The sequence below is a fragment of the Streptomyces sp. NPDC126499 genome (assembly GCF_040302485.1).
Classification (GTDB): Bacteria; Actinomycetota; Actinomycetes; order Streptomycetales; family Streptomycetaceae; genus Streptomyces.
Genome location: NZ_JBEOUO010000010.1, coordinates 36,505 through 60,169, shown reverse-complemented (window position 1 = coordinate 60,169; position 23,665 = coordinate 36,505). Strand labels below are relative to the sequence as shown.

Below are 23,665 nucleotides of genomic sequence, written 5' to 3'. Positions count from 1 at the left end.
TGCCCCTGCCCGTCAGACCGTCACCATGGGAGCCGCGGCCTCCGCCTCCGCCAGGATCTCGGTGAGCCGTGCCCCGAACCGCACGTCGCAGGAGTGCGGCTCGCCGGTCCGTATCGCCTCCAGGAGGGCGTCCACCGCACCGCCGAAGGCGTCCAGGGCGCCGTCCCAGTCGGGCATCGCCGACCGGCCCCGCTCCCCGTACAGCGAGAGCGCGGCCTCGGCGGCGGCGGGCGGGGCACTGAGGGTGAGCGTGGCCGTGCTGGTGGCGCCGGAGGTGTGCCGCAGCACCAGGTGGCGGGTGTCGGCGGGGCCGGCCGCGCAGGTCACGGCGGTGACGTCGCCGAGGACCGGCAGGAACACGGACAGGACGTGCGGGCCCACGTCCCACAGGCCGCCCTTCTCGCGCCGCCAGGGCGAGGCGGCGTAGGCGCTGGCGGAGCCGGGGGCGAAGAGGGAGCCGAGCCAGTGCGCCTCGCCCAGGAACCAGCCGCCCGCCGCCGCCTGTTCGTCGATCCAGCGGGCGGTGGCCGGCGCGAACCGCAGGGTGCAGAACACCACGGACGCGACCTGGGCCTTGGTCACCGCGTCGGCGAGCTCGCGGGCCGTCGCCACGGAGGTCGCCACCGGCTTGTCGAGGATCACATGGCAGCCGGCCGCGGCGGCCCGCGCGGCCAGCGGGGCCTGGACGTCCGGCGGCAGGGCGAGGGCGACGGCGTCGCTCGCGGCGAGGAGGGCGTCCACGTCGTCGTACGCCCGCGTGCCGCAGGCGGCGGCCAGCGCGGCGGCCGGCTCGGCGCGTCTGCCCCACACTCCGCTGAACTCCACGCCCGGGTGGGCGGCGAGGGCGGGCGCGTGGGTGCGCTCGGCCCAGGGGCCGGTGCCGAGGAGACCGATACGGGGCTTGCCGCCCGGGAGCTTCGTCATGCCCACCAGTCTGCCGGGCCGCCGCGGCTCCCGGCTCCGGGATCCCCCCGAGCAGCCCCTGGTCCGCCCCGGAGCGCACGCCCGGGGCGCTCCCCGCGCCCCGGCCGAGCTGATCACGCGCCCCCACCGCGCCCGGCCCGCCGAGCGCCCTTCGCCCCGGTCCGCCGAGCGACCCCACGATCCCGCGCCCCCGTCCCACCACCGCCCCACCACCGCCCGCCGGATATCCGGTGGACCCGCTCCCCTCCCCCGGTGTTAGCGTTCCCGGGCCGGCCGCGGGACTCCGGTGCGACTTCCGGGACCTGCCTCTGAAGCAACGTATTCGCTGTTCGCGCCCCCATTCCCCGGCCGGCACCCGTGAACGGAGAGAAGGAATGTCGTCCGACCTCGTCGCCGCCGAGGACGTGCTCCTCTTCGTCAACGCGGCCGTCACGGCCACCGGTCAGCGGGAGTTCCGCGCCACGGCCGAGGAGCAGCGGCTCTCCCTCGCGTTCCTGCACGAGTACGTGCGGGTCAACTACCGGCCGCTGTACGCCGCCGCGCTCGCCCTCGACGTCAACGACCACAACGCCGCCCTGATCGTCGAGGCGCTGTTGCGCACGCCGGCGGAGGCGGATCCCCTGGAGGGGCGGCTGATCGCGGCGCGGCTCGCGGCGATGCCGCCGCAGCGCGTCTACCGGGTCTTCCGGGCCCTGCGCGCCGCCGGGGTGAACAACCGGCGCACCCGGGCGATCGTCCGCGACTGGCTGGCGGGCCGCCCCGATCTCGCGCACGACGCCGTGAAGTACCGGTCCGGTCTCAAGGCCGCCGCCCGGCACGCCCATCTGCCGCTGCCGGGCGGCCCCGACGGCGAGCACGACGGCGAGACCGGCGACTTCCTCTTCGCGCCGGGCCGCCGCGCCCGCTACGCGCAGCCCGTCCTGGAGGCGTTCCGCCGGGCGCGCCATGAGCAGGGGGCGCTGTACGAGCTGCCGTTCACGGTGGCCGAGGGGTTCGCCGCCCGGCACGGGATACCGCGCGAGGTGTTCCTGGAGCGGATGGCGCCCCGGATGACGCGCCTGGAGCGGCTGCGCAGCCGCCCGGCCGCGACCGGGACCGACCTGTCCGCGATGCCGCTGACCCGGCTCGCGCTGTACGTCCTGTCCCTCCCCTTCGGGGAGAGGAGGGAGCGCCGCGCGGAGCTGACCGGGGCGCTGCGGGCGGCGGCGCGGCGCGTGGCCGGGCCGCACGCGGGCGGCTGGGGCCGGGTGGCGGCCGTGCTCGACGACAGCTGGTCCTCGTCCGGTTCGGCGGTGAAACGGCGCCGTCCGCTGGCGGTCGCGCTCGGCTGCCACTTCCTCCTGGAGGCGCTGGCCGCGCCCGGCGCGTACACGGCGCACTGGACGTCCGGGGCGCGCGATCCGCTGCTCGTACGGCCCTTCGGGGCGACGCCGCTCGGGATGCGGATCGTCGACGCCCTGGAGGACGCTCCGGAGCGGCTGCTGATCGTCTCGGACGGCTGGGACAACGCGCCGCCGGGACTGGCGGGAGAGGTGCTGCGGGTGTGGCGCTCGCGCCTCGATCCCGAGCGCCGGACGAGCGCGGTCCATGTGAACCCCGTATACGACGCGGAGGTCTTCGACGTGCGCCGGCTCGCTCCCGGAGTGCCGACGGCCGGGATCCGGGACGCGGAGGACCTGCCGGCGCTGGTGGAGATCGCCCGCTTCGCGGAGGGCCGCGAGGGGCTCGCGGAGCTGCGGGCGTATCTGGACCGCCGGGTGGAGCTGTTCCTCGGCGGGTCCGCCGGGGCCCGGGACGGATCCGCGGCCGGGCCTGGGGTCGGTCCCGGGGAAGGAGGCGGGCGGTGACCCGGATCGATCTGGCGGGGCTGCGGGTGCGGCCCGCGCAGGTGTGGGGCGGGGTGCGGCTCGTGCCGCTGGTGCGGGACGAGCCGGTCGAGGGCCTGCGGCTGCACCGCGAGGTGTACGCCCACTGCGGCACCGCCACGGTGGACGTCGGCGACGGCACGACGTACACCTCCTACATCCCGCACGGCCTCGTCGCCGACTGGTCGGAACCCGGCACGGATCCGGGCACGGCCCCGGGTGCGGCCGACGGCACCGGCATCGGCACGCGCGCGCGTGGGGAGGCCGCCGCGTACGGGACGCGGCTCGGTGGCGGGGTCCCCGCGGCCGCCGTGCCCGTACGGCGGCTCGCGCGGCGCCGGCACGGCGAGCCACGGCTGCGGTTCCTTCCGCTGCACCTCGCCCTGGAGGGCTATCTGGCGCTGCACTTCGGCGGGCCGTCCGTCGTCTGGGACGAGTGGTCCCGGCAGGCGGTACGGCGGGGCCTGTCGCCGCGCGCGGAGGCCGCGTACGCGGGGTGGCAGGTGCCGGGGCTCACGGAGGCGCTGCGGGTCTTCGAGATCCACCCCGGGCAGTGCGGCATGCTGCTGTACGTGGCCGACGCCCTCGCCGCGGCCTTCGTCGTCCCGCACCCGGAGGACTACCGGGTGCTGCACCCGACGCTGGTCGAGGACCTGTTCGGGGAGCTGGTGCACCAGTACGGGCTGTACGGCGGTCCGGTGCCGGAGTTCACGGCCGCCCTGGACGGCGAGCGCGTGCACTCGCTCGCGCAGCTCCGGGCGGCGGCGGACGCGCAGGCGCGGGAGTGGGCGGCGGCGCACGACGACCTGATGGCGCGGGACCTCCTGGGGACGTCGTACGCCTTCGAGCGGGTCTACCGGGCCGGGCGTTTCGGTCTGTACCGGTTCCTGCCTCCGTTCCTGCGCTCGGGGCAGGAGCAGCACATCGGCGAGCTGATCACCGACCACCGGGGCCGGACGGCCTACCTGAAGACGTTCCGGCTGTCGGAGGCGCAGGTCAGACGGGGGTACCTGCTGCGCAGGCTGGCGGACTGCGACTGGCACCCGGGCCGTACGGCGGAGGCGCTCGGCACCTCGTACGCGGAGCTGATGGCGCGGATCCGCAGGGCCGGTCTGGGGGAGCTCCTGGAGGCGCACGTGGTCGCACGGCGGCTGCGGGAAGAGCGGGAAGGCTGAGTAACACGGGGTTCACAATCGGGCAATCGACGGGAAATCCCGTGTTGCGAAGCTGCGTGCGCGCAGACACGCCACCGCAGCCCTCGCGACGTCGCGAGCCGCCGCCCCGCCAGCACCCGCAGCACCACGCCAAAGGATGAGGCCCGTGACCTTCAAGGCTGAGTACATCTGGATCGACGGCACCGAGCCGACCGCCAAGCTCCGTTCCAAGACGAAGATCATCCCGGGCGAGGGCCTTCCGCTGGAGGAGCTGCCGATCTGGGGCTTCGACGGTTCCAGCACCAACCAGGCCGAGGGCCACGCCTCGGACCGCGTCCTCAAGCCGGTCTTCTCCTGCCCGGACCCGATCCGCGGCGGCAACGACGTGCTGGTGCTGTGCGAGGTGCTCAACACGGACATGACGCCGCACGCGTCCAACACGCGCGCCGCGCTGGTGGAGACCTACGCCAGGTACGCCGACCAGGAGCCGATCTTCGGCATCGAGCAGGAGTACACCTTCTTCGAGGGCAACCGTCCGCTCGGCTTCCCCGTGAACGGCTTCCCCGCCCCGCAGGGCGGCTACTACTGCGGTGTCGGCGTGGACGAGATCCACGGCCGCCCGATCGTCGAGGCGCACCTGGAGAACTGCCTCAAGGCGGGTCTGGGCATCTCCGGCATCAACGCCGAGGTCATGCCGGGCCAGTGGGAGTTCCAGGTCGGCCCGCTGGCGCCGCTGGAGGTCGCCGACCAGCTGTGGGTGGCCCGCTGGCTGCTCTACCGCACGGCCGAGGACTTCAACGTCGCCGCGACCCTGGACCCGAAGCCGGTGAAGGGCGACTGGAACGGCGCGGGCGCGCACACCAACTTCTCCACCAAGGCGATGCGCGAGGGCTACGACGCGATCATCACCGCCTGCGAGGCGCTGGGCGAGGGCTCGAAGCCGCTCGACCACGTCAAGAACTACGGCGCGGGCATCGACGACCGCCTGACCGGTCTGCACGAGACCGCCCCGTGGGACCAGTACTCCTACGGCGTCTCCGACCGCGGCGCCTCGGTCCGCATCCCGTGGCAGGTCGAGCAGGACCGGAAGGGCTACATCGAGGACCGCCGTCCGAACGCCAACGTGGACCCGTACACGGTGACCCGCCTCCTTGTGGACACCTGTTGCGAGGCCCTGGAGAAGGCCGGCCAGGTCTGAGACCGGGCCGGGGACCGCGACCACGTCCGGGACCGGGTCCGATCCGCACCTTCCGAGGAGGGGGTGCCCGCCGTGACGGCGGGTGCCCCCTCCTCGCGTTGTCAGTGGGGTCTGCCATCGTGAACGCATGCTCGACATCACGGTGAGGACCGAGAACGGGGAGAGGCACGTCCGGCCGTCCGAGGAGGACCTGGCCGGGCTCGTGCGGCGGATCGGCGCGGAAGGGGACCGTTTCCTGATCGTGCAGCGGATACCGGACCTGCCGGCCGTGTTCGCGCAGGTCTGGTACGGCGACGGCGGCCCCTACCAGGTGGAGCACCGGGCCGGGGCGCCCGAGCTCCACTTCGGGACGCGGCTCGACGAGCCGGCCCGGGTCGCGGAGGTCCTCATGGCGTGGGCGCGCGGCGCCGCCGACTTCGCCGCCGCCGGCGAGGACACGGGGATCGTGTGGGAGAACATGGGCTTCCCGCCCGAGCCCGCCGCGCCCGAACTCCCCGAGGAGATACGGGTGCGGCTGGAGGCCCGGGTGCGCGAGCTGCTCGTCTGCGGCTACGACGACCGGGAGCGGCTGGCGGAGACGGCGGAGGACTACCTGACCACGCGGGACGGGCGGCCGGTGTCGCGGCGTCAGGCCGAGGAGCTGGTGGACCGGCTGTGGCGGGAGCGGGTCGCGGAGACGGCCGGCTGGGAGGGCACGACGGACCCGGAGCGGATCACGGCCGCGTTCACCGCGCTCGACGCCGCCGGGATCGTCGCCCGCGAGCACTTCACCTGCTGCCGCTCCTGCGGCCTGTCGGAGATCGGCATGGAGGACGGCGCCGAGGAGGCACGGGGGTTCGTCTTCTTCCACACCCAGGGCACGGAGAGCGCCGCCTCGGGCGGGCCGCTGTACCTGCTGTACGGGGGATTCGACGGGTCCGAGGAGACGACCGCGGCGGTCGGCGGGGAGGTGGCCGAGGCGCTGCGCGGGCAGGGCCTGACGGTGGAGTGGGACGGGGATCCGGGGCAGGCGGTGAAGGTGACGGGGCTGGACTGGCGCAAGCGGCTGACGGGTTGAGCCGTCGTCAGCCGTAGGCCGCCGGCATCCTTGCGGGGCGGTGTGACGTATCAGGGGCTGCCCACCGCACTTCCCTCCTGGTTTAATAGGGATATGGCCAGCATGCAGAACGACACCGCGACGGGTCGCCCCGACCTCGAGCCGTTCTGGCCTTCCCGCCAGCACCACGACTTCGACCGGTGCTGTCGGCGCGTGAGGAACGCGTCGGCCCTCTAAAGCCGCGACCGGTAGGTTCCGGTCCTTCCGGCCTTCGGCCGACGCGCATGACGTACGTACGACGCCCGACCGTCCGTCCGTGACCCGCGCGAAAGAGCTGATTCCTCATGGCCCACACCCAGGCTGCCACCGCCACCCTGACCACCGCCCGTCCCCGCCTGCGCGCCGTCGACCCCGACGAGGCCGCCGGTCTGGCGCGGGTCGCCGACTTCCTGCCGCCCGGCGCCACGCTCCTGCCCGCCCCGCAGCACACGCTGCCGGCGCTGCCCGGCCGGCCGCCGATGGTCGGCTACCTGGTGCTGCTGCCCGCCGACCAGCAGCCGCCGGCGCCCGCCGGGGCGCCGGCGACGGGCGCCGCGCAGGGCCCGGTCGTCATCGACGGGGCGCAGCGGATCGCCCGCGTCGACGGGCGGGCGCTCGACCTGACGTATCTGGAGTTCGAGCTCCTCGCCCATCTCGTCGCCCACCCGCACCGGGTGCACAGCCGCGACCAGCTGGTCACCACGGTGTGGGGATACGGGCACGTGGGCGACGGCCGGACCGTCGACGTCCACGTGGCCCGGCTGCGCCGCAAGCTGGGCGCCGAGCACCGCCACACGATCCAGACCGTGCGGCGGGTCGGCTACAAGTACGCGCCCTGAGCGGGCGGCCGGCGGTCGGCCGGCCGACGGTCAGCCGGCCGGCGCGCCCGCCTTCTCCTCAGCCCTCGCCTTCGCCCGTGCGACGAGCCCGAGGGCGAGGTCGACGGCCAGGAACGCGACCAGGCTGATGCCGAGCAGCGGCACGAACCAGCCGGCCAGCGCGGTCGCGGCGAGCAGCGGCAGCAGCAGGGGCGCCGGGACCTTGCGCCACGCCCCGCGCGCGGCCGGGCGGCCCGGGCGGCGCAGCCACCACATGCGGTAGCCCCAGACGATCAGCAGGATCAGGGCGAGCGCGAGGGCGGCGAGCGCCAGCTGGTTGAACAGGCCGAGGAAGACGCCCATGTGGGCGTCGATGCCGATCCGGGTGAGCTTCGCGAGGAGCGGGTACTCCGCGAAGCGGAGCTCGTCGAGGACGGTGCCGTCGGCCGGGTTCAGGGCGACGGAGTCCAGCTCGACCGGAAACTGCTTGTCGGTCTCCTTCACGACGTAGCCGGCACCCTCGGCGGGCGGCGCGACGGAGATCGACGGGCTGTCGATCCCGGCCGCGCGGGCGGCCTCGACGGCCTTGTCGATGCCGATGTCCGTGCCCGGGGCGGGATTCGGCGGCGCCGGGTGGTGGCCGGCACCGTGCCCCGCGTGCTCACCGCCCGCGCCCCCTCCGGTGCCGGCTCCGGCGTCGAGGGCCGCGGACAGCGCGGGGGTGGCGCCGCCGAGCCGGTCCTGGACGCCGCCGATGTTCTCGCCCGCGTACTTCGACCAGGTCAGACCGGTGGCGGAGAGCGCCACGAGTCCGGTCACGGCCCACAGGCCCACCGCTCCGTGCCAGGACAGCGTGCGGCGGCGGGACTTGGGCCCGCGCTCGGGCAGGAAGAGGTCGCGGCGGTTCTTCCGGCGGCGGCCCAGCCACAGCAGCAGACCGCCGAGCGCGACCACCCACAGCCAGCTCGCGGCCAGTTCGCTGTAGTTGCGGCCGAGCTCGCCGAGGTGCAGGTCGACGTGGAACCGCGAGATCCAGGTGCGCAGCGGCAGCGCGCCGCTGCTGCCGTAGCTGGGCAGCTGTCCGCGTATCTCCGCGGTGTACGGGTCGACGAAGACGGCCATGGAGGCGCCTTCGGGAGCGTCCGGGTCGGCCATCAGGACGCGGGTGGTCGCACCGGGTTCGGCGCCGGGCCAGACGGCGGTGACGGTGCCGTCGGCGTTGGCGGCACGGGCGGCCCCGACCTGGCGCGAGAGCGGCAGGGCGTCGGCGCCGTCCGGCACCGGGACCTCGAGCTCGTGCGCGTACACCAGCTTCTCGGCCGGGTAGGAGAGCGCGTACAGCAGGCCGCTGACGGCGGCCACGAGGAGGAACGGGGCGACGAGGACGCCCGCGTAGAAGTGCAGGCGCAGGACGAGGGGGCGCAGGGCCGCCCAGCCGCGCGGCGATCGGGCGGGAGTGCCGGGGGTGTCGGTGGTCCCGGCGGTTTCGGTGGTTTCGGTGGTGGCGGGGGTGCCGGCGGTTTCGGTGATGCCGGCGGTTTCGGTGGGGCCGGCGACGGGTGTCTCCCCGGTCTCCGGGCGTGGCAGGTCGTCGATGGTCATGACAGTCCTCGGACGTGTGTGTCGACATGGGGAAGCGACCCCCGGTCGATCCACGTCAGACGTGTGCTCCGAGGGCCGTGGCGCGGGGTGCGGGCGGGCGGGGCGGGCCGCGCCGGGAGACGGAGTGGGCGAGGACGACGCCATGGAGCCGGCGGGTGTGCGCGCGGGGGCGCACGCGGCGCGGGGCGGGCGGTACGGGGACCAGGAGCCGCCCGGCGGCGAGGAGCAGCCGCAGCGGGGCGGCGGCCCGGGCGCCGGCGGTCCGCGCGAGGGCGAACAGCGCGGCCTCGCCGCGGGCCAGCCAGAGCCCGCAGACGAGGGCGGCGAGCAGGTGGGCGGCGAGCATGCCGGCGCCGGACCCCGCTCCGGCGGAGCCACCGCCCATGGCCATGCCGTGCGTCATGCCGTGCGTCATGCCGTGCGCCATGTGCTCCGCCTGCGCGGCATGGGCGGCGGCCTGCGCGGCGTGGGCCGCGTGCGTCAGGTAGGGGTCGGCGAGCACCTCGGCCGGGATCCCGGCCTCCGAGCCCCCGCCGTGCTCCCCCGCTCCGAAGATCAGGTGCAGCACGCCCTGGACGGCGGCCAGGCCGGTCGCGATGGCGAGGGGGCCTCGGCGGCGGTCCGCGGCGCTCCAGGCGAGGGCGGCCGTCACCGCGAAGGCGGTGAGGAGGGAACCCGCCGGGATCGCGTGGGCAGACATGGACGAATGCCCCATGGCGGCCAAAGTCACGCACACCGCCGCGAAGAGTGCGGCACGGAGGGCGCGCAGCGGCGACCGGGTGTGCGTCATGGTGGCGCCATCGTTTCATTCCGCCGCCGCACCCGTAAGACCGCCTGCCGGGGTATCAGCTACGGTTCGTGGAAAAGCATGATTTGTACCGTTTTCGGAGGAGTCGCCGCATGCCCGCCATCCCCGCCGCCAGCGTCGCCAACCTCCGCGATCTCGGCACCCTTCCCCTCGGTGACGGCCGCAGTGTCCGCGAGGGGCTGGTCTTCCGCTCCGGGCAGCTCGACCGGCTGGACGCCGCCGAGCCGCTGGTGTCCGCGCTCGGGATCCGTACCGTCGTCGACTTCCGCACCGCCGCCGAGCGGGCGGAGCGGCCCGACCGGGTGCCGCCGGGCGGGCGGCTGCTCGTCGCGGACGTGCTGGCCGACTATCTGGCGACCAGCGGTCTGCCGCCCGCCGCCCGGCTCAAGACGCTGCTCTCCGATCCGGCGCTCGCCGAGAAGCACCTGGGCGGCGGCCGGGCCCAGGAGGCGTTCACCCGGACGTACCGCGCCTTCGTGACCAGCGAGTCGGCGCGCGCCTCCTACCGGGCCTTCCTGACCGAGCTGGGCGATCCGTCGGCGGGTCCGCTGCTCTTCCACTGCACGGCCGGCAAGGACCGGACCGGCTGGGCGGCGACGATCCTGCTCTCGGTGCTCGGCGCGGACGCGGAGACGGTGATGACGGAGTACCTGGCGGTCAATCCCGGAGTGCGCCTGGCCTTCGCGCCGCTCATCGAGGGGTTCACGGCGCAGGGCGGCGACCCGGATCTGGCGCTTGCGCTGATCGGGGTGGTGCCGGAGTACCTGGAGGCGGCGCTGGACGAGGTGGCGGTGCGGCACGGGTCGATGGAGAAGTACGTACGGGAGGGGCTCGGCGTGCCGGAGGAGGTCACCGACGTGATCCGCGAGCGCCTGACGGTGTACGCGGCCTGAGGCGGGGCCCGTCGCCGCACGCGGGCCGGGCCCAGGCGGCGGGCCGGCCCGCCGGGGTGACCATCGCATCATTCGCTCGTTCTGCTGAACGTGAGCACCCAGGAACTCGCCCCCGCCCCCGGCTCGCCCGGTCCGGTCGACGTCGAGCAGGCCGAGGCCGCGCTCGTCGAGCACTATCCGCGGCTCGTCCGGATCGCCTATCTGGTGCTGCCGCCCTCCCTGGGGCGCAACCGCCGGGTGCTGACCGCGCACGCCCTCGTGCAGCGTTCGCTGCCGCGCCGCCGCGTCTCCGGCGCCGCCGGGGCGCTGCCGGGGGCGCGCCGGGCGGCGGAGGACGCCGTGGACCCGGGGTACGCGTACGTGCGGGGCGAGGTGCTGCGGCAGGCGCTGGCCGCCGGGCTGCCGCTGCTGCGCCGGGCGCTGCCGCGGCGGGCGCAGTTCCCGCCGCTGCTGCCGCAGGTGTGGGGCCTCAGGCTGTTCCCGCGGGCCGGCGGCGCCGACGAACTGGCCCTGGACCAGAGCCTGTCCGCGCTCTCCGGAGCGGGCCGGGCGGCGTACGTGCTGCGCGGTCTGGAGCGGCAGGGCGACCCGGAGGTGCTGCGGGTCCTGGCGGCGGCCGGGGCCCCGGACCCGGAGGCGGCGCTCGCGGAGGCGGACGGGGTCGAGGCGCCGGGCGGATTCGGCGGGGCCGTGCTCCTGGAGTCGGCCGAGTTCGACCCGTGCTCGCTCCAGGCGCGGCCGACGGATCTGATGCGGCGGCGCCAGCACGGCAAGGCGGCACTGGCGGCGGCAGCTGCGGTCGTGGTGTGCGGGACGCTGCTCGGGCTGCCGGGCGACGGGTGGGGCAGAAACGGTGCTGCGGCGCCCTCGTACGCCCGTAACCCGGCCGCGGAGGCGGCGCTCGACCCGGAGGGGCTGAAGCGGGTCGGCGCGTCGGCCCGGCAGATCTCGTCGCGGACGGACTTCTCGGTGTGGCCGGTGCGCGGCGACCTCACGGACGACGCGGCGCTGCTGCGCAGGGCGCTCGCGGTGTGGGCGCGGCCGGGGCCGACCGTGCGGGCCTCGGCGACGCCCGGGACGCCGCCGGGGCCGCCGATGGGCTCGCCGCAACTGCTGTACGCCGGGCGAATCGACGCGGCGAACGTGGTGCTGTTCTTCGACGGGCTGCGGGTGGTGCGGTACGCGGAGCCGGCCGGGAGCACCGGCGGGGCGGCGCTGGACTTCGCGCGGACGGACGGGGCGGACGCGGTCGGCTCGGCGGCGCTCGTGGTCTCCCGGGCAGCGGGCAACGTCCGCTATCTGACGGCGCCCTGGGTGCGGGAGGCGGCGGTACGGGACCTGCTGCTGCCGGACAAGGAGCCGCGGGTCCTGGCGCGGGACGCGCACGGGGTGACGGAGCCCCTCCCGAGCCCGGTGACGGCACCGGGCTGTACGCGCTGGAGCGTGCTCCAGGTGCGGGACGAGACCGGGACGCGGCTCCTGACCGACCTGGGCGAGCTGGCCCCGGCCCGGCTGACCTCGGGCCCGCCCGGCCGGCCCGCCGACGTGACGGGCGCGGCGGCGCGGGCCGAGTGGGCGCGGGTGGCCTGCCAGTTGGCGGCCATGCGCTCGCACGGGGTGCGGGCGGTGAACTCCTGGGTGTACGCGACCCAGCGGCTGCCCGAGGGCGCGGGGCGCGCGCAGTGGCTGTGCGCGCGGGCGGAGACCTGGCGGGGCACGGGCAGCCGGACCCTGGCCCTGTTCGGGGCGCCGGGCGCGACCGGCCCGGCGGCGCTCGCGGCCCGCTCGGAGGGCTCGCCCGCCTGCGGGCCCCGGGAGCCGCGGGTGCTGGCCGGAGCGGTGTGGCAGGCGAGGAGCGGACAGTGGTACGTGCTGGCGGCGGGCGCGGAGGACTTCGCCTCGCTGGAGCTGTCGGGCGGGGTACGGGGGGAGGCCGAGGGCCATGTGCTGGCGGTGAAGGGGACGCCGGGGAGCCGGGCGGTCCTGACGGGCACCCTGGAGGACGGGACGCGGGTGGGGGCGCTGCGCTGACCTCGCCGCCCGGCGCGGGGGCCGCCCCTGGGCCGCGCCCCACGACGGACCCGCCAGGGGCCCTTGGCCGACGCCCTGCCACAGGCACCGGACCCGGCCCTGGCCGACGCCCTGCCACAGGCACCATGCCCGGCCCTGGGCCGCGCCCCACGACGGGCCCGCCAGGGGCCCCTGGCCGACGCCCTGCCACAGGCACCGTGCCCGCCCCTGACCCGCGCCTCACCGCTGACCCCTGACCCACGCCCTGCCACAGGCGCGAGGCCCACTCCCGGCCCGCCCCGTCACGGGCGCCGGACCCGCACCCCGCCACAGGCGCGAGGCCCGCCCCTGGCCTACACCCCGCCACGGGCCCCTGCCCCACGCCGTGCCACCGGCAAAAAGCCCGTGCACGCCCCTGGCCCCCTCGTCTACCCCTCAGTACATTGACGCCATGTCTAATACGCAGCCCGCACCGGTGGCGTCGGAGCACATCGAACTCAAGGCCCGCAAGGTCTCCTTCGACTGGGAGGGGACACCGCTCCACTGGGTTCCCGGCGACCCCTTCACCACCCACACCATCAACGTGCTGCACCTGCTCCTGCCCGCCGGCGAACGCTGGTTCGTACACGTCTACCGGCAGGTCCTGCCGTACATCACGGACGAGCGGCTGCGCGCGGACGTCATCGGGTTCATCGGGCAGGAGGCCGTCCACTCCCAGGCCCATGACGACGTGCTGCCCCATCTCAGGAAGCTGGGGCTCGACCCGACCCCGTACACCGCCCAGGTGGACTGGTTCTTCGAGAAGCTGCTCGGCGACCGGACGCTGCCGCCGGGCCGGCCGCGCCGCTGGTGGCTGATGGAGCGGGTCGCGCTGATCGCCGCCATCGAGCACTACACCGCCTTCCTCGGCAACTGGGTACTCAACGCCGAGGCGCTCGACCGGGTCGGTGCCGACCCGGTGATGCTCGACCTGCTGCGCTGGCACGGCGCCGAGGAGGTCGAGCACCGCTCGGTCGCCTTCGAGCTGTTCCTGCACCTGGACGGCACCTACCGGCGGCGCGCCCGCACCTGGGCGACCGCGTTCACCGCACTCGTCTTCCTGTGGCAGCGCGGGGTCCGCTTCTTCATGGAGAACGACCCGACGCTCCTCGACGCCAAGCCGTGGGTCGGCCAGCTGATCCGCAAGGGCCGCGAGGGCGTGCTGCCGTCGACGCCGGACATGCTCCGTTCGATCCCCCGCTATCTGAGCCGGAGTTACCACCCCTCGCAGGAGGGCTCCACCGCGCAGGCCGTCGCCTACCTCGCGAGCTCCCCCGGCGCGGGCGGAGGCCGGCACTGATGGGCCGCACCCGACTCCGTACCGTCCTTCTCGTCACCGGAGCCGCGCTGCTCGCCAAGCGGGCGCTGCGGCGCCGGATCGCGGCCTCGCCGCTGTGGCCGATGCCCGCGCTCGACGAGCCGGTCTCCGGCCGCGGGCGGCAGGCCACCGTCACCCGGCGCGTGCTCGTCGCCGCGCGCACCGAGCCCGCCGAGGGCGTGGTCCAACTGCGCCTGGAGGGTACGGATCTGCCCGCCTGGCAGCCCGGCGCGCACCTCGACCTCGTCCTGCCCTCGGGCCTGGTCCGCCAGTACTCGCTGTGCGGCGACCCGGCCGACCGCGACGCGTACACCGTCGCCACCCGCCTCATCGAGGCGGAGGCGGGCGGCCGGGGCGGCTCGCGCGAGGTGCACGAGCAGCTGCACGTCGGCACGGAGATCGAGATCCGCGGCCCCCGCAACCGCTTCCCGCTCGTCCCCGCACCGGCCTACGTCTTCGTCGCGGGCGGCATCGGCATCACCCCCGTCCTGCCGATGGTCCGCGCGGCCGAGGCGGCCGGTGCCGACTGGCGGCTGCTGTACTGCGGGCGCAGCCGGGCCCGCATGCCGTACGCCGACGAGCTGGAGCGGCTGGGCGGCGGCCGCACCACCGTGGTGGCCGAGGACGAGGACGGCCTGCCCGACCTGTCCTTCCTGGCCGCGACCCCCGCCGAGACGGCCGTCTACTGCTGTGGCCCCGAAGGGCTGATGGACGCGGTGTCCGCGGCCCTGTCGGAGGGCCGGGTGCCGCGTCTGGAGCGCTTCTCGGCCGCCCGCACCGAGGGCGGCACGCCCTTCGAGGTCGAACTGCGGCGCAGCGGGAGGACGTTGACGGTGGCGGCCGACCGGTCGGTGCTGTCGGCGGTCCGCGAGGCGGTGCCGGACGTGCTCTACTCCTGCCGGCAGGGCTTCTGCGGGACCTGCCGGCAGCGGGTCCTGGAGGGCGAGGTCGACCACCGGGACGAGCTGCTCACCGACGCCGAACGGGCAGACTCCATGCTGATCTGCGTCTCGCGCTGTACGGGTGAGCGGCTGGTCCTCGACCTGTAGGCACGCACGCTCCTACGGCAGGACGAGCCAGTCGAGGGCGAGCGCCGTGAGCAGGCCGCCCGCCAGGAGCCAGGTGGCCAGGCGCGTACGGCCGTTGCGGGAGAGCTCGATCACGACCCCGCACAGGATCATGGCGAGCCCGTAGACGCCGACGACGAGGACGGAGGTGTGGGCGGCGAGGCGGACGACCAGGACCACGCCCATCACCACGAGCAGGACCGCGCCGACGACGACGCGGAGCAGCCGGGCCTGCCGGGGCGTGAGACCGGTGCGCTCGGCCAGCTCGTCGGCCTCGGTGCCGGGCTCGGGCGCGGCCTCGGTGCCATCCCCGGCCTCGGCCTCGGTCGCGGCCTCGGTGCCGGCGGCGGACTCGGTGCCCGCCTCCGTCACGGTGCCGGCGGCGGTCTTGGTGCCGGCCTCCGTCGCGGCAGCCGTCTCGCCCGGCTCGACCGCACCGCTGCCGGTCACGGCCCGCGCACCGGCCTCGGTCCCGGTCCCGGCCCCGGTCTCCGGCTTGTCCTGCTCAGAAGCACTCATGTGCCGGGAGCGTAACGGACTCCCGTACGCTGTTCGCATGACGACCGGGGTGCGCCGCAGGATGGGCGTCGAGGAGCGCAAGCGGCAGCTGATCGGGGTGGCCCTCGAGCTGTTCAGCCACCGCTCCCCCGACGAGGTCTCCATCGACGAGATCGCCGCCGCCGCGGGCATCTCCCGGCCGCTGGTCTACCACTACTTCCCGGGCAAGCAGTCCCTGTACGAGGCGGCGCTGCGCCGCGCGGCCGACGAGCTGGCCGGCCGGTTCCTCGAACCGCCCGAGGGTCCGCTCGGCGCACGCCTGCTGCGGGTGATGGGCCGGTTCTTCGACTTCGTCGACGACCACGGCCCGGGTTTCGCGGCGCTGATGCGGGGCGGCCCTGCGGTCGGCTCCTCCACCACCAACGCGATGATCGACGAGGTGCGGCAGGCCGCCTACGAGCAGATCCTGGCCCATCTGGAGGTCGGCAAGCCGTCCGCGCGGCTCGAACTGGTCGTCCGTTCCTGGGTGTCGCTCGCCGAGTCGACGGCGCTGCTGTGGCTGGACGGGCGCCGGGTGCCGCGCGCGGAGCTGGAGCTGCAGCTCGTGCACGACTTCGCGGCGCTGGCCGCGGTCAGTGCCGCGTACGACCCGGAGATGGCGGAGATCCTGGTCCGTATCCTCGCCGACGAGCCGGCCGACGGCCCGTTCGGCGACCTGGTGGGCCGGCTCGTCGCCCTCGTCCCGCGGGTGCCGGGTCAGCGCTTGGCGTAGGAGGGGTCGAGGTCCCGCACCTCGGCGGAGATCCGGACGCCCTCCCGCTCCTTGAGGTGCTCGGGCACCAGGGCGAGCACGCCCTGGACGAGCCGCGCCTTGGCCTCGTCGGTGCGGCCCGCGAGGAGCGCGATCTCCACGTGGACGACGGTGTCGTCGGTGGCGCCGTCGCCGACGACGAGCTCCTCCACCTCGCGGAAGCGGGTCTTGCAGGCCTCGATCCGGGCGTCGACCGTCTCCACGACGAGCCCGTGCAGGGCGAGGGCGAAGCCGCGCCGGTCGAGGGGCGCGGAGTAGTCGACGGTGATCTGGGGCATGGGGTCGCTCCTCGGGGTCGGGACACCCGGGTCGGGGATGTCGGGGCCCACCCTTACGGGAAGGCTCGGGCGGCACAAGTGACCATCCGGCAGGCGGACGGCCGCGATCTCGACACATCGGTGAAGCCGCGCGCGGACGCCGCCGGTACGTGGTGACGCTCATGGAGAAGGCCCTGGTGCGAGGGAGGCGTCCCTCGCACCAGGGCCTGGCGGCCGGGGCCCCTAGCGCGCCGTGAAGACCGCCACCGTGCGGGCCGGGACCGTGAAGGTGCCCGAAGCCGTGTCGTAGGCGGCGGACCGCACCGTCGGGTCGGAGCCGTTCGCCTGGACGGGGTGGAGGCGGTGGCCCTTCCCGGCCAGGGCGCCGACCGTCTGGCGCTGCGTCTGCGGGGTGGCGTTGAAGACGACGACCAGGTCGCCCAGGCGCATGGTGATGACGCCCGGGGTCTCGTCGCGGCCGGAGAGCGGGAAGGACAGGGTGTCCTGGACCCGGTCGGCCGTGTCGAGGGAGAAGACCGGCTCGGTGGTGCGGATCGTCTGCAGGTCCCGGTAGGCGGCGGAGGCGCCGTCGATCTCGGCGCAGCCGACCGTCAGGTCGGGGTCGGTGAGCAGCGGCTTGCCGTAGGCCCACTTGGCCTTGTTGTCGGCGGCGGGGGGAAGCCCGCGGCCGAAGCCGTTGCCGTCGCCGCAGTCCCAGTGGATGGCGTTGAACCAGTCGCCGCTGTCGTACGAGTTGCGGTCGAGGGACTTGGAGCGGAGCAGGTCGCTGCCGGCCTGGGAGAGCGCCGGGCCCTGCGAGAGGGTCGCGGTCGCCATGGCGAGGACCTGCATGCGGGCCCGGTCGGCCGGCGAGGTGTCGGCCGGCAGCTTGAAGGCGAGGGCGTCGTAGAGGGTCTCGTTGTCGTGGGCGTCGGCGTAGGCGAGGGCGTCGCCGGGGGCGGCGGCGTAACCGGCCGGGGCGCCGTTGTAGTCGACCTCGGAGCCCTTGACCGTACGCCCGGAGGTGTCGGTGAAGGTGTAGGAGGCGAGGTTGCCGGACAGGCCGACCTTGATCAGGTCCTGGTAGTGCAGGAGCCGGGCCTTCTGCTGCTCCGGGGTGCCGTTGGCGCGGGAGGTGTTGGGGTCGGTGTAGAGGCCGGAGGCGAAGCCCTGGACGCCGGGGTCCTCGTCGAAGGGGCCGCCGCCGCGGACGGCGTCGCGGGCCCGGTCGGAGAAGGTGGCGATGCCGGTGCCGGCCATGTTCTTCTGGGTGGCCTGGACGAAGCGGGCGTCGTCGGCGATCTCGCCGAAGTTCCAGCCCTCGCCGTAGAGGACGATCGCCTTGCCGTCGACGCCGTCCTTCTCCACGGTGAGGGCGTCGAGGGCCTCGCGGACGGCGAGGATGTTGTCCTTGGGGTGGTGGCCCATGAGGTCGAAGCGGAAGCCGTCGACCTTGTACTCCTTGGCCCAGGTGACGACCGAGTCGACGACGAGCTTGCCCATCATGGCGTTCTCGGGCGCGGTGTTGGCGCAGCAGGTGGAGGTGGCGACGCTGCCGTCGGCCTGGAGGCGCTGGTAGTAGCCGGGCACGATCTTGTCGAGGACGGACTTGTCGGACTGTCCGGCGGCGAAGGTGTGGTTGTAGACCACGTCCATGACGGTGCGCAGGCCCTGGCCGTTGAGGGCCTGGACCATCTGCCGGAACTCGACGGTGCGGCGGGTGCCGTTCGGGTCGGTGGCGTAGGAGCCCTCGGGGACGGTGTAGTGCAGGGGGTCGTAGCCCCAGTTGTAGGCGTCCTTGGCCGCGGCGGCGGCGACGCAGGCCTGCTGCGCCTCGGAGTCGGGGGCGTAGACCTTCAGGTCGCAGGCGGGTTCGGTCCGCTCGGACTTCTTCTCCGGGATGGTGCCGATGTCGAAGGCGGGGAGCAGGTGGACGTAGGAGGTGCCGGAGTCGGCGAGGGCCTTGAGGTGGCGTGAGCCCTTGCTGCCCTTGTCGGTGAAGGCGAGGTAGGTGCCGCGGTGTGCGGGGTTCGCCGTGCGGTCCGCGACCGAGAAGTCGCGGATGTGGAGTTCCTGGATCTGGGCGTCGCGCAGCGGCACGGCGGCGGGCTTCTTCAGGGTCTTCCAGCCCTGGGGCGCGAGCCGGGCGTCGGTGAGGTCGACGGCGAGGCTGCGGGCCGAGTCGGTGGTGAGGGCGGTCGAGTAGGGGTCGGTGACCTTGTTGACGACGACCTTCTGGACGCTGGGGGCCCAGACCTTCACGACGTACCGGTACGGCTTGCCGGTCCAGGCCCTGGTGCCGGTGACGGACCAGACGCCGGAGGTGTCGTCGCGCCGCATGGGAACGGTCTTGCCGTCGAGTTCGAGGGTGACGGACTGCGCGGTGGGCGCCCACAGGGAGAGGGTGGGGCGGCCGGCGCGGAAGACGGGGCCGAGGGCGGCCTTCGTCGCCTTCGCCGCGTACAGGTCGTCGAGGACGCCGGCGGTCTGGACGCCGGTGGCGGCGAGCAGGGCGCCGTTGGCGGCGCGCTGGGTGGCGATGAGCTGGCCGCGCAGGGAGGCGCGGACGCGGTCGGCGTCGCGCGGGTCGACGGTGAAGGCGGGGTGGTCCTTGAGGTGCGGGAAGCGCGCCTTCTGGGCGTCGGTGAGCGCGGCGGGGTTCAGCCGCAGCCAGCGGCCCTCGTCGCTGAGGGCGCCGTCGGTGACGGTGATGCCGCCGTCCTCGGCGTGGACCAGCTGCTGGCTGGTGGCGTCGGTGGCCTTCACCTTCCAGACGACGGTGGTGCGGTCGATCCACTGGGCCTCGGCCTTGGTGAGGTCGAGGTCCGGGGTGCCGCCGGCCATCGGCAGCAGGTACTTCGGCTGTCCGGCGAGCAGCCACACCTCGTGGCCGTGGGTGGCGAGGTCGAGGGACTGGTCGGTGGGCAGGTCCTTCTGGTCGCCCTTGTGGAGGATGTACGACAGGGAGGTCGCGCCCTCGGCGAGCGGCACCTCGTAGACGGCGCCGTAGGAGTCGACCCGGGCGGGCATCAGGGGCCGGGACCAGTCGGTGGGCTGGGCGGCGCCGGTCCACAGGTGCAGGCCCCAGCCGTCGTAGTCGCCGTCGGCGCGCTGGTAGTGGAGGACGACCTTGCCCTTGTCCTGCGGCGCCGGGGCCGGGGCGGTGTCGGACTGTCCGTCCTGGCCCTGCGTGATCCAGACCTCGCCGGTGCGGGCGAGGGTGATGCTTCGCTGCGGGCCGTCGGCGGTGCCGTCCTTCTCGACGGTGTACGGGACGGTGGAGGCGCCCTCGGGGACGCGGACCCAGGCGAAGGCGCCGTGGGCGTCGCGTCCGGTGAAGGCGGCTTCCTGGCCTGCCGCCTTCAGCTTCCAGCCGTCGTAGTCGCCGTCGGGGCGCTGGTAGTGGACGACGGCGTGGGTGCGTTCGACGGCGACGGGCTTCTCGGGTGCCGGGGCCTGCCCGGCGGTGGTCGTGGCGAGGGCGCTCGCGGTGCGGCCGGCGGAGTCGACGACGACGGCCTTGTAGCGCAAGGGGGTGCCCGCGGGGGCCGTCACGTGCTGGGTGACCTTGTAGGGGGCGTGGTCGGCGGTGCCGAGGGTCTGCCAGCGGCCGTTGCCGACCTGGGCGGCGAAGACGACCCGGTTCAGGCCGCCGCCGGTGACGTCGGCGGAGATCTCCACGGTGCCGGTGGCGCCGGCGGCCGGGGCCTTCAGCGTGACGCCGGGCGCGGTGGCCGGGGCCGGGAGCGGGGCGTCGGCCTTCAGGACCAGGGAGGACAGGGCGGGCACGGTGACGGTGACCTCGCCGTCCTTCGCCGTGACGGCGCCCTTGCCCCCGTACAGGGTGTGGAAGGCGGCCGAGTCGACCGGGATCGTGACGGTCTTCGCCTCGGTGGCGCTGTTGGTGGCGACCAGGTACTCGGTCCTCGCCTTCGGGTCCGTACGGGAGAAGGCGTAGACGGAGCCCTCGGCGAGGCGCTCGCGCTGGACGCCGTCGCGCAGCGCCGGGTGCTCCTTCGTCAGCTTCGACAGCCGGGCGATCCCCTGGTAGAGCGGGTGCGTGGGGTCGTACGCGTCGGAGGCGTGGGTGCGGTCGGTGCCGAGCTGGTCGTCGTCGAGGTAGTCGGCGGTCTTCGAGGCGAAGAGGGTCTGGCGGGCGTCCTTGTCGCCGCCGGCGCCGGTGAAGCCCTGCTCGTCGCCGTAGTAGACGACCGGGTTGCCCCGGGAGAGGAACATCAGCTCGTTGGCGAGGCGGGCCCGCTGGAGGAGTTCGGTGTCGGAGGCGCCGGGGCGGTCCTGCTTGAGGAAGGTCCCGATGCGGCCCATGTCGTGGTTGCCGAGGAAGGTGACCTGCTCGTAGGCGTTGGCCTTGTCGGTGGTGTAGCGGTAGTCGTCGGCGAAGACCTTCGCGAGCTTGTCGGCGCCGGCGCCCTGGGAGGCGTAGGCGCGGGCGGCGTCCTGGAAGGGGAAGTCGAGGGTCGCGTCGAGCCGGCCGCGGGTGACGTAGGGGGCGGTGACGGTGGTGTCGGCGGAGTAGACCTCGCCGAACATGAAGAAGTCCTCGCGGCCCTGCTTCTTGGCGTACGCGTCGAGGGCGGTGGCCCACTGGGTCCAGAAGTCGAGGTCGACGTGCTTGACGGTGTCGATGCGGAAGCCGTCGATGTCGAAGTCGCGGACCCACTTCTCGTAGATCCGCTTCATGCCCTCGACGACCTCGGGGCGCTCGGTCCACAGGTCGTCGAGGCCGACGAAGTCGCCGTACTCGGCGGACTCGCCGGCCCAGGTGGAGTCACCCCGGTTGTGGTACATCGTCGGGTCGTTGAGCCAGGCCGGGACCTTGGTCTCGCGGCCCGGTGCGACGGTCGGGGTGTACGGGAAGGAGTCGCTGTCCACCGTCGCCGGGATGCCGGCCCGGTCGTCGAAGGGGCGGCCGGTGGAGTCGAGGTAGGGGTGGGCGCCCTTGGGGCGGTAGCCGTACTTCTTCTCGGCGTAGTCGACGGTGTCGGCGGTGTGGTTGGTGATGACGTCGAAGAAGACCTTCATGCCCTTGGCGTGGGCGGCGGCGATCAGCCTCTTCAGGTCGTCGTTGGTGCCGAAGTGCGGGTCGACCTGGGTGAAGTCGGTGATCCAGTAGCCGTGGTAGCCGGCGGAGGCGTCCTTGCCCTCGCCCTGCACGGGCCGGTTCTTGAAGATCGGCGCCATCCAGATGGCGGTGGTGCCGAGGCCCTTGATGTAGTCGAGCCGCTGGGTGAGGCCCTTGAGGTCGCCGCCCTGGTAGAAGCCCTTGTCGCCCGGGTCGAAGCCGGTGGCGGTGCGGGAGCCGGTGAGGCCGCCGCGGTCGTTGCCGGTGTCGCCGTTGGCGAAGCGGTCGGGCAGCACGAAGTAGAACTGCTCGCGGGTCAGGTCGTGGCGGGCGGGCGTGGCGGCCAGGGCCTTGTCGGAGGGCGGGGCCGGGGGCCTTTGTGCGGCCGTCGCCGGGAGGGCGGGCACGAGGGCGGCGCACAGGGCGGCGGCCAGCGCGACCGCCGTTCTCTTGCGTATCACGGGGGTGCTCCCAGGAGGTACGGGAAGAGAGGGCCGCCCCGGGCGGGGCGGCCCTTGCGGTGGGAGGGGCCTTAGTTTCGGAAGGTGTCGTTCAGGACGATCTGGCCCGAGGCGGGGACGGTCGCGGTGCGGTTGGCGCCGGACTCCCAGGTGACGTTTCCGGCGGCGTCCTTGCGGAGGTACTTGTACTCGAAGGCCGTGCCGGCGGGGAGGCCCACGGCGAGCTTCCAGACGGGGTAGGCGGCCGGGTCGAGCTTGAGGGCGGCGGTGGTGGACCAGTTGCCGAGCTCGGGGCGGTTGCCGGTGACGTAGATGTTCTGGCCGACCGTGGTGGTGGCGGTGACGTTGAAGGAGGCGCCGGCGGTCGCGGGCTGGGAGCCGCAGTCGGTGGCGTTCACGTGCAGGGCGAGGGCGGTGTTCGCGCCGAGGGTGGCCGTGAACTGGCCGGAGGCGTTCACCGTCACGGGCTTGCCGCTCTGCACGTCGCAGTAGGTGCCGGCGGGCAGCTGGGTCTGGAAGGTGCGGGTGAGGGCGGAGGACTCGTGGTTGATGGCCACGTACGCCTTGCCGCCGCGGCCGAACGCGATCGCGTTGTTGCCGTTGTCCCACCAGTCGGTGACGCCCTGGCCGCGGGCGGTGTTGCGGAAGGCGACCATGGAGGCGATCTCGCGCCAGGCGTGCTGGCACTTCCAGCCGTTGCTGTAGCAGGCGGTGACCTGGTGGTTGTTCGGGGCGCCGGCGTCCTTGTCGGTCCACTCGTAGCCGGAGTGGACGTCCGGGGAGCCGTAGGGCCAGGCCAGCATGAAGACGGAGGCGAGGGTGTAGTTCGCGCCGTCCTTGTAGCTGAGGGTGTCGCCGCCGCGCTCGGTGTCGTGGTTGTCGACGAAGACGCCGGACTGGCCGGAGGGCATGTAGCCCCAGGCCTCGCCGAAGTTCTTGAGGTAGGCGAGCTTCTCGTTCTGCAGGACCCGCTTGAGGTCGCGGGCGTAGCGGAACTCCTGGACGTCGCCGTTGCCGAGGTACTCGCTCGGCGAGACGGCCTCGCCGGCGCCGAAGATGGCCTCCTGCTTCCAGTAGACGGAAGGATTCGTCAGCCGGGACTTGATGTCGGCGAGGTCGGCGGCCGGCATGTGCTTGGCGGCGTCGACCCGGAAGCCGTCGACGCCGAGGGACAGCAGGTCGTTCATGTACGCGGCTATCCGCCCGCGCACCCAGTCCTCGCCGGTGTCGAGGTCGGGCAGGCCGACGAGCTCGCAGTTCTGGACGTTGGCGCGGTCCTGGTAGTTCGAGATGACGGCGCGGCAGTCGTCCATGTCGGCGCCGGAGTAGAGGCCCGGGTAGGCGTACTTGGAGAACGAGGTCCCGCCCGTTCCCGTGCCCGAGGAGTTCGCCATGTGGTTGACGACGGTGTCGGCGACCACCTTCACGCCGGCGGCGTGACAGGTGTCGACCATGCTCTTGAAGGCGGTCCGGTCGCCCAGCGGGCCGGCGATCTTGTAGCTGACGGGCTGGTACGCGGTCCACCACTGGGGGCCCTGGATGCGCTCCTGGGGCGGGGAGACCTGCACGTAGCCGTAGCCGGCGGGGCCCAGCTGGTCGGTGCACGCCTTGGCCACGGAGGCGAAGTTCCACTCGAACATCACGGCGGTGACGTCCTTGGGGCCGGGCGCGGCCGCCTGCGCGGCGGGCGGTGCCGTGACGGCCACAGCGGCTCCGGCCACAAGGGCGAGTGCAGCGGCCACGGTCTTTCTTGCCATGCTTCCTCCTGTACGACGTCCCTGTCG

Annotated in this window: 17 protein-coding genes; 10 read left to right on the top strand and 7 right to left on the bottom strand. The window is 74.1% G+C overall.

Going from position 1 to position 23,665, the window contains the following annotated elements; genetic code table 11:
* Window positions 1-12: 12 nt before the first annotated feature.
* Window positions 13-924 (bottom strand): Gfo/Idh/MocA family oxidoreductase, encoded by a 912-nt coding sequence (locus ABTZ91_RS16945; protein WP_352077939.1) that lies wholly within the window; start codon window positions 922-924, stop codon window positions 13-15.
* A gap of 374 nt (window positions 925-1,298) precedes the next feature.
* On the opposite strand from ABTZ91_RS16945, the gene ABTZ91_RS16940 reads away from it, so the two are divergent.
* The 5 genes from ABTZ91_RS16940 to ABTZ91_RS16920 all read left to right on the top strand — a co-directional run bounded on the left by ABTZ91_RS16940 (window position 1,299) and on the right by ABTZ91_RS16920 (window position 7,055).
* Window positions 1,299-2,771 (top strand): hypothetical protein, encoded by a 1,473-nt coding sequence (locus ABTZ91_RS16940; RefSeq protein ID WP_352077938.1) that lies wholly within the window; start codon window positions 1,299-1,301, stop codon window positions 2,769-2,771.
* Window positions 2,768-3,964 (top strand): ARPP-2 domain-containing protein, encoded by a 1,197-nt coding sequence (locus ABTZ91_RS16935; protein WP_352077937.1) that lies wholly within the window; start codon window positions 2,768-2,770, stop codon window positions 3,962-3,964. The genes ABTZ91_RS16940 and ABTZ91_RS16935 overlap by 4 nt, the downstream gene beginning before the upstream one ends.
* A 145-nt stretch (window positions 3,965-4,109) precedes the next feature.
* Window positions 4,110-5,141, top strand: a complete 1,032-nt coding sequence (gene glnII, locus ABTZ91_RS16930) for a glutamine synthetase (RefSeq protein WP_352077936.1) — start codon at window positions 4,110-4,112, stop codon at window positions 5,139-5,141.
* Window positions 5,142-5,268: 127 nt separating this feature from the next.
* Window positions 5,269-6,198: a DUF6891 domain-containing protein gene (locus ABTZ91_RS16925; protein ID WP_352077935.1), complete on the top strand. Its 930-nt coding sequence runs from the start codon at window positions 5,269-5,271 to the stop codon at window positions 6,196-6,198.
* Between the two features lie 323 nt (window positions 6,199-6,521).
* Window positions 6,522-7,055: a winged helix-turn-helix domain-containing protein gene (locus ABTZ91_RS16920; protein WP_352077934.1), complete on the top strand. Its 534-nt coding sequence runs from the start codon at window positions 6,522-6,524 to the stop codon at window positions 7,053-7,055.
* 30 nt (window positions 7,056-7,085) lie between these two features.
* On the opposite strand, the gene ABTZ91_RS16915 is transcribed toward ABTZ91_RS16920, so the two are convergent.
* A complete protein-coding gene (locus ABTZ91_RS16915) occupies window positions 7,086-8,636 on the bottom strand; it encodes a PepSY domain-containing protein (RefSeq protein WP_352077933.1) in 1,551 nt (516 codons plus the stop codon).
* Window positions 8,637-8,691: 55 nt separating this feature from the next.
* Window positions 8,692-9,336, bottom strand: coding sequence for a hypothetical protein (locus tag ABTZ91_RS16910; RefSeq protein WP_352077932.1), 645 nt, complete (start codon window positions 9,334-9,336; stop codon window positions 8,692-8,694).
* A 200-nt stretch (window positions 9,337-9,536) separates the two neighbouring features.
* Here ABTZ91_RS16910 and ABTZ91_RS16905 point away from each other — a divergent pair, with 200 nt between their 5' ends.
* The 4 genes from ABTZ91_RS16905 to ABTZ91_RS16890 all read left to right on the top strand — a co-directional run bounded on the left by ABTZ91_RS16905 (window position 9,537) and on the right by ABTZ91_RS16890 (window position 14,753).
* Window positions 9,537-10,337 (top strand): tyrosine-protein phosphatase, encoded by an 801-nt coding sequence (locus ABTZ91_RS16905; RefSeq protein ID WP_352077931.1) that lies wholly within the window; start codon window positions 9,537-9,539, stop codon window positions 10,335-10,337.
* A gap of 90 nt (window positions 10,338-10,427) precedes the next feature.
* Entirely contained in the window at window positions 10,428-12,368 is a 1,941-nt protein-coding gene (locus ABTZ91_RS16900) for a hypothetical protein (RefSeq protein ID WP_352077930.1), read from the top strand.
* A 430-nt stretch (window positions 12,369-12,798) separates the two neighbouring features.
* Window positions 12,799-13,686: a metal-dependent hydrolase gene (locus ABTZ91_RS16895; protein WP_352077929.1), complete on the top strand. Its 888-nt coding sequence runs from the start codon at window positions 12,799-12,801 to the stop codon at window positions 13,684-13,686.
* Window positions 13,686-14,753 carry a PDR/VanB family oxidoreductase gene (locus ABTZ91_RS16890; protein ID WP_352077928.1) on the top strand — a complete coding sequence of 356 codons (1,068 nt, stop codon included), beginning with the start codon at window positions 13,686-13,688 and terminating at the stop codon, window positions 14,751-14,753. The genes ABTZ91_RS16895 and ABTZ91_RS16890 overlap by 1 nt, the downstream gene beginning before the upstream one ends.
* A 12-nt stretch (window positions 14,754-14,765) precedes the next feature.
* Here ABTZ91_RS16890 and ABTZ91_RS16885 read toward each other — a convergent pair whose 3' ends face one another.
* Complete coding sequence (locus ABTZ91_RS16885; protein WP_352077927.1) at window positions 14,766-15,290, bottom strand: hypothetical protein; 525 nt, start codon at window positions 15,288-15,290, stop codon at window positions 14,766-14,768.
* Window positions 15,291-15,327: 37 nt separating this feature from the next.
* Between ABTZ91_RS16885 and ABTZ91_RS16880 the strand changes: the two genes are divergently transcribed.
* The gene (locus tag ABTZ91_RS16880; protein WP_352077926.1) at window positions 15,328-16,041 is read left to right on the top strand and encodes a TetR/AcrR family transcriptional regulator; all 714 of its coding nucleotides are present in this window, start codon (window positions 15,328-15,330) and stop codon (window positions 16,039-16,041) included.
* Here ABTZ91_RS16880 and ABTZ91_RS16875 read toward each other — a convergent pair.
* The 3 genes from ABTZ91_RS16875 to ABTZ91_RS16865 form a co-directional block, all read right to left on the bottom strand.
* Complete coding sequence (locus ABTZ91_RS16875; RefSeq protein ID WP_352077925.1) at window positions 16,026-16,358, bottom strand: isomerase; 333 nt, start codon at window positions 16,356-16,358, stop codon at window positions 16,026-16,028. The genes ABTZ91_RS16880 and ABTZ91_RS16875 overlap by 16 nt on opposite strands.
* A gap of 222 nt (window positions 16,359-16,580) precedes the next feature.
* The gene (gene pulA / locus ABTZ91_RS16870) at window positions 16,581-21,881 is read right to left on the bottom strand and encodes a pullulanase-type alpha-1,6-glucosidase (protein WP_352077924.1); all 5,301 of its coding nucleotides are present in this window, start codon (window positions 21,879-21,881) and stop codon (window positions 16,581-16,583) included.
* A gap of 71 nt (window positions 21,882-21,952) precedes the next feature.
* Complete coding sequence (locus ABTZ91_RS16865) at window positions 21,953-23,638, bottom strand: carbohydrate-binding module family 20 domain-containing protein (RefSeq protein ID WP_352077923.1); 1,686 nt, start codon at window positions 23,636-23,638, stop codon at window positions 21,953-21,955.
* Window positions 23,639-23,665: the final 27 nt, after the last annotated feature.

Bases quoted from the DNA above. Each gene is read 5' to 3' on its own strand.
- ABTZ91_RS16945 (WP_352077939.1), bottom strand. From the start codon at position 924: ATGACGAAGCTCCCGGGCGGCAAGCCCCGTATCGGTCTCCTCGGCACC.
- ABTZ91_RS16940 (WP_352077938.1), top strand. From the start codon at position 1,299: ATGTCGTCCGACCTCGTCGCCGCCGAGGACGTGCTCCTCTTCGTCAAC.
- ABTZ91_RS16925 (WP_352077935.1), top strand. From the start codon at position 5,269: ATGCTCGACATCACGGTGAGGACCGAGAACGGGGAGAGGCACGTCCGG.
- ABTZ91_RS16920 (WP_352077934.1), top strand. From the start codon at position 6,522: ATGGCCCACACCCAGGCTGCCACCGCCACCCTGACCACCGCCCGTCCC.
- ABTZ91_RS16915 (WP_352077933.1), bottom strand. From the start codon at position 8,636: ATGACCATCGACGACCTGCCACGCCCGGAGACCGGGGAGACACCCGTC.
- ABTZ91_RS16910 (WP_352077932.1), bottom strand. From the start codon at position 9,336: ATGTCTGCCCACGCGATCCCGGCGGGTTCCCTCCTCACCGCCTTCGCG.
- ABTZ91_RS16905 (WP_352077931.1), top strand. From the start codon at position 9,537: ATGCCCGCCATCCCCGCCGCCAGCGTCGCCAACCTCCGCGATCTCGGC.
- ABTZ91_RS16895 (WP_352077929.1), top strand. From the start codon at position 12,799: ATGTCTAATACGCAGCCCGCACCGGTGGCGTCGGAGCACATCGAACTC.
- ABTZ91_RS16890 (WP_352077928.1), top strand. From the start codon at position 13,686: ATGGGCCGCACCCGACTCCGTACCGTCCTTCTCGTCACCGGAGCCGCG.
- ABTZ91_RS16885 (WP_352077927.1), bottom strand. From the start codon at position 15,290: ATGAGTGCTTCTGAGCAGGACAAGCCGGAGACCGGGGCCGGGACCGGG.
- ABTZ91_RS16880 (WP_352077926.1), top strand. From the start codon at position 15,328: ATGACGACCGGGGTGCGCCGCAGGATGGGCGTCGAGGAGCGCAAGCGG.
- ABTZ91_RS16875 (WP_352077925.1), bottom strand. From the start codon at position 16,358: ATGCCCCAGATCACCGTCGACTACTCCGCGCCCCTCGACCGGCGCGGC.
- ABTZ91_RS16865 (WP_352077923.1), bottom strand. From the start codon at position 23,638: ATGGCAAGAAAGACCGTGGCCGCTGCACTCGCCCTTGTGGCCGGAGCC.